Raw genomic sequence first — 5,604 nt, forward strand, 5'->3', positions numbered from 1 at the left:
ATACTAAGTATAATAATATGGGGAAATATACCATGTCCACTACGATTTCGCGACATGCCTGTACAAAATTTGTCTACTCAGACGAAAGGACACACCTCTAGGGAAATTAGAAAAACAAAAAAAACATGGAATTCCACGGCTTTCTCTGTTAACTAGCGTTACTTGTTAGTCTTTCACAATCAATCTATACTCGACAATTCTTTGTTCGGTGACATTTTCTCCATATAACTGCGAGATCAACAGATCCACCGCTTCTTCGCCCATTCGTTTCTCATCTTGTTGAATGTGGGTAAATATTGGCTTTCCCAAAAAATCGTTCAATGAGTCGAAGCAGACGATATCGTAGGTTTCCAACTTCTTTCCTTGGGCGTCAATGACTTGAGCCAACATGGTGGCGACCAGATATTCCGAAGCAACAAATGCCTTTACATTGGTGTTTTGTCCTAAAAAGCTTTTGAGCGTCTCTGTATCCCCTGCCCATGAACCTGAACGCGTGCCTGTAATATTCGTTAAACAATAGTCCTGATTTAATTTCAACCCTTCCCGGGTAAAAGCCAAAGTATATCCCAGAAGTCTGTCTTCCAGCGCTGACGTATTTTCAATCGGTGGCGACAAATAGGCGATGTTTTGATGGCCTTTTCCGATCAGATGAAGCGTAAGATCTTGCGCAGCTTTTCTGTTATCCGTGTAAACGGAACTAACCGGAATTCCTTTCAAATACCTGTCGACCAATACCACAGGAAACTTGCCTAAGACAAGACGAATGAGTTCTGCATTATAATGCGCGCCATGAACCGGAGTCACGATTAACCCCTTGACACCTAGGCTGACAAAAAGTTGGATCGCATGCTCTTCTTCTTCTGTGCTACCGCCAGTCCTCTTGATAATTAGATCACACCCGTGCAGTGCGCTCTGCTTTTCCATAGCTTGAAGGAGCTTCAAGCCATATTCATCCGAAAAACTTGGAATAATTAATCCGATGAGCGGTCTTTCTTGAGCACGGATCCCCGTAATCGTTTTTTCCTCCAATTGGCGCATTTGTTCCAAACTTGAAATATGACCATTCGCCACAAACGACCCTTTTCCCTGGATACGTTTGATAACACCCGCTTCTGCCAACTTTTCAAGCGCCTTTTTGGAAGTGATGCGGCTAACACCAAATTGTTCGGCCAATTCTTTTTCGGATGATACACGATCTCCGGTCTTTAATTTGCCCTGTAGAATCTCTTGAACAATATGCATATACAACTGTTCGTATAAATGCGTTTCCATCTTATTCTCCCTAGTGCTTTATCTTGATATACTTAATATATCATGTCATGGATAGATATCAATTCTAATCTATTAATCAACAAAATGTATCAATTAGATTTAAGATGGTTTGATTGAACAAATTGTTACCGGATAAAGTTCTTGTTATTTGGAACAAAAAAGCCGCGAATATCGCGGCACTAAATGAGATAATATTTCTTGTTACCTGACACGACACTCGAATAGAGTTTAATGAAAATCTTTGCTCCCAGTCTTACAATGAAACGAGCTCTCGAGAAAGCTGATTTATGCGCTCACAACCGTTCGCTGTAACCAACACCATATCCTCGATCATAATCGCACCAATGCCATAACCGTAATAAGGCGTCTCAAGGCAAATAACCATACCAGGCTGAAACAATGTCGGTTCTAACGGACCTAAGAAAGGCGGCTCCTCCGCTGCGAGGCTTAAACCTGCGCTATGCCCAAGGTGCCCACGGTTGTAATTGGGAAGCCCCGAGCGCCGGATCACCCCCATCGCATCCTCGAAAGCTGCCTGCAACGTGATACCTGGTGCCACGATTTCCAGAAGACGGTCATGGCCAGCCTTCAACGCTTTGTAGATCCGAGTTATCGTATCAGAGGGATTGCCGAGAACGAAAGTCCGTGCAATGTCGGACCCGTAGCCGTTCACATCCACTCCAACATCAAATTTGATTACATCTCCTGCTTGCGCGGGGCTGGTATCAAAACGGTGCGCAGGTGCGAATGAAGCGCCCACGGAGATCATATGGAATCGTGCGGCTAGTCCCTTCACGTCTTTCATCAAAGACAGCCGAAACGCATGCACGAGTTCCTGAGCTGAGCTGCCTTGCCGAATGCTTTGGACCGCATCAGTTATACCCGCTTCCGCATACGCACACGCTGCACGAAGTTGCTCGATCTCCCACGTTGTTTTGATCATACGCAGCAGCGTGAACAGTCCCTTGGCTTCCACTAGCTCCGCTTCTGGTGCCGCTTGACGCAGCGTTACCACCGATGAATGACGCATGTCGTTCAGTTCGACAGCAATTCTGCCAGCCTCACAGCCATGTTCAGCTAACGTCCTTTGAAGCAGACCGAACATTTCCTGGGCCTGATGACCTGTTGGTCGTTTGCCTTCGTATTTGCCCCCCCTCAAACCGAGCGGATCATCAACATCTACCCAGGTTGGATAGGTTCGCAGTTCACTGTTCGGCAAATCGCTGGATACGTCAGCCGCTTCAAAGTCATTCATGATAATAATTGTCTTGGAATTAGGGTCGCGGAATAGGATGGCCAAGGCTACTTCGCTCATCCGTAGTGTATACATAAACGTACTTTCATGGCCGCTAAGGTAATAGAAATTTTCATAAGACGAAGCAACAAGCGCATCCAAGTTCATATCGTCCATCAATGCTCGTGCTCTTGCCGCAATTGTGTTTAAATGATGCGCATCAGGATGTGACACGGGTATTTTTCACCTCTTCTACGACTACATATCCCCTAATTGTCTTAGAAATCTACGAGCGCGTTCTGTCTGAGGCTGATTGAAGAATTGATTCGGGGTACTTTCCTCTTGGATAACGCCATCGCTCATAAAAATAACCCGATTAGCAACTTCGCGCGCAAACTTCATTTCGTGAGTGACAACGATCATCGTCATCCCTTCCACAGCAAGATCCTTCATAACCTGCAGCACTTCGCCGGTAAGTTCAGGGTCCAGCGCCGATGTCGGCTCATCGAAGAGCATTACTTTCGGCTGCATGGCTAACGAGCGCGCAATCGCTACTCGCTGCTGCTGACCACCAGATAGACGTGAAGGATATTCGTGCTTTTTCTCCAGCAGACCAACTTTCGCGAGTAATCTGTCTGCAAGCTCTGCCGCTTGCTTAGCGCTCATATTTTTAACCAGCATAGGTGCCGCCGTAATATTTTGCAGCACCGTCATATGGGAAAATAAATGGAATGATTGAAAGACCATCCCACTCATTAAGCGAATTCGTTTCATGGCTTCCCGCTTCTCAGATCTGTCCATAACGGCATCCCATGTCACGTCATCCATTCGAATTTTCCCGGAATCCGCCTCTTCCAGCCCATTGAGACAACGGAGCAGCGTACTTTTCCCCGAACCACTTGGTCCAAGCAGTACAACGATTTCTTTGGACTTCATTTGAAAGTCAATCCGTTGAAGAACTTGCAAGTCGTTAAAGCTCTTCGAGAGTTGATTCACTTCAATCATACGGCTCACACCTTTAATACGCCTTAGATAATTTCTTTTCAACCCTAGTCAGCAGATTCGAAAATAACAAGCTCATAAGCCAATACATGACGGCAATGGCGATATAAAATGGCATAGCGATATAATACTGGGCAATCAAAAGCTGGGCTGTACGCAGCAACTCCGTCACGGTAACAATGGAAACGAGCGATGTTTCCTTGAGCATCCCGATAAACGTGTTGCCCATAGGAGGTATCGCTACCCGAGCAGCTTGCGGCAGTACAACCTTATAGATCGTTTGCCAAGGACTAAAACCCAGTGACATCGCAGCCTCCGTCTGCCCCTTGCTGACAGATAGAATGGCACCTCGGAACGTCTCCGATAGAAAGGCGCCAATATTGAGGCTCAGCGAAAGAAATGCCGCTGTAAGTGGACCCAAACGAATGCCGTAATCCGGCAAGCCGTAGTAGATGATGAAAATTTGGACGAGAATTGGCGTTCCCCGAAAAACAGAAACATAAAACATCGCGATATTCCTTACAACAATGTTCCCTTTTAGACGAGCAAACGCCACAATCAAAGCAAGAATGAAGCCGAAAAACATCGACACCATGGTGATCAACAGCGTATAGTACGCACCCTTCAACAGAAAGTCGAGATTTTGCAAAACAAGCTCCATGCATGCATCCTCCTACGCGCTGATGCTTAGATGTTAGGATCGACTTTGAACCATTTTTGGAATATTTGTTTAAACGTGCCGTCTGATTTCATTTCAGCTAACGCATTATTCAACTCACTTAAGAGTTCAGCGTTGTTTTTACGAATCGCGATACCGGCAAAGTCATCTTTTACAGAAGCACCTACGGTTTTGATCTGAAAATGATTCTTTTCAACCAATGGTTGAATGGCGAAAACATTGTTAATCGTGGCATCGATTCGACCCGCATTCAAATCCGTAAGTGACGTAATCACATCGTTATAGGTCACGATATTGAAGGTACCGACTTTCGGCAGCACTTCGTTGCGCAAATAGGTCTCATCATTTGTCCCAAGTCCAACCCCAATTTTCTTCCCTTTAAAATCTTCAATTCCCTTCACAGAGGTATTATCGCTTTTTACAATAACGCTTACGCTGTTTTTTATGTAAGGTGTAGAGAAATCCATCGTTTTTTTGCGATCGTCAGTTATGGTTACTTGGGAGACGAGCGCGTCATATTTGCTTGTTTGCAGCCCTTCTATTAAGCCTGAGAACTCACCTGTTATGAAGTCTGCCTGGACACCTAACCGCTTGGCAACTTCCTTCGCGACATCGGCATCGAATCCGTCCACTTCATGTTTATCATTGAGGAAGTTGTAGGGTGCGTACGTGCCCATCAAGCCAATTTTGATTTTGCCTGATTTCTTAATCGATGCCAACAAGTCCTCTGAGGCCGTAGCATTAGTGCTCTTAGGTGTTGCTGAAGCGGTTCCTTGCGTGCCTTCCCCTGATTTACTGGTACAACCAACAAGCACCGCAGCTATAACACAAATGAACGAGATCCCATGGATTATTTTCTTGATTGTTACTGACATGTTCTGTCCTCCTAGAGAAAGTAAGTTAGTCCTATACAGTTCGCTCTCCCTCATTCCACATTGATAGTCTTGTGAAGTAGCACTAATTATCTATACCTAAGGTTTCCCAATATACCCAAATAATACGCTCATAAATTTTCTGCATTCTTCTCCCCACAGTCTGTAACGGCAAGTATAAAGGCCATCCTTTTGGGATGGCCTTGTTCTTTAAACACGATTTATGCATTATTCAGCGTTTGCCCTGCTTAAACTAATTTTTGTATAAGAAAATAAAATACTCCTGAAAAAACTAAAAGAAAGAAAATAATCGTTAATGGGAGAAGTCCATCCATTTTTAGTTGATAATTTTCTCTATGCGAATTATTCATACTTATCCTCTCCTCGTAGCATTTATTCAGCTGTGCGAATTACGGAAAACTTCGACATTCGAAATTATAATAAAATTGCTTAACTTCCATATTCCCATTGCAAACCATTAGGAAATACCATCTTCTTTACGGATCAGAAAAGCACCGCCTATAGCAACAAGCAAAGGGCTTGCT

The 5,604-nt window shown here is 44.5% G+C and carries 5 protein-coding genes; all 5 read right to left on the reverse strand.

Annotated elements, in window-relative coordinates; all coding sequences use genetic code 11:
* Positions 1-165 precede the first annotated feature (165 nt).
* Positions 166-1,272, reverse strand: a complete 1,107-nt coding sequence (locus AC1DUA_RS20830) for a GntR family transcriptional regulator (RefSeq protein WP_477501592.1) — start codon at positions 1,270-1,272, stop codon at positions 166-168.
* 253 nt (positions 1,273-1,525) lie between these two features.
* Positions 1,526-2,740: a M24 family metallopeptidase gene (locus AC1DUA_RS20835; protein ID WP_477501593.1), complete on the reverse strand. Its 1,215-nt coding sequence runs from the start codon at positions 2,738-2,740 to the stop codon at positions 1,526-1,528.
* 24 nt (positions 2,741-2,764) lie between these two features.
* A complete protein-coding gene (locus AC1DUA_RS20840) occupies positions 2,765-3,511 on the reverse strand; it encodes an amino acid ABC transporter ATP-binding protein (protein WP_477501594.1) in 747 nt (248 codons plus the stop codon).
* A gap of 13 nt (positions 3,512-3,524) precedes the next feature.
* A complete protein-coding gene (locus AC1DUA_RS20845; RefSeq protein WP_477501595.1) occupies positions 3,525-4,169 on the reverse strand; it encodes an amino acid ABC transporter permease in 645 nt (214 codons plus the stop codon).
* Between the two features lie 26 nt (positions 4,170-4,195).
* A complete protein-coding gene (locus AC1DUA_RS20850) occupies positions 4,196-5,062 on the reverse strand; it encodes a transporter substrate-binding domain-containing protein (protein WP_477501596.1) in 867 nt (288 codons plus the stop codon).
* Between the last annotated feature and the right edge of the window lie 542 nt (positions 5,063-5,604).

The sequence above is a fragment of the Paenibacillus sp. 01T422 genome (assembly GCF_056398785.1).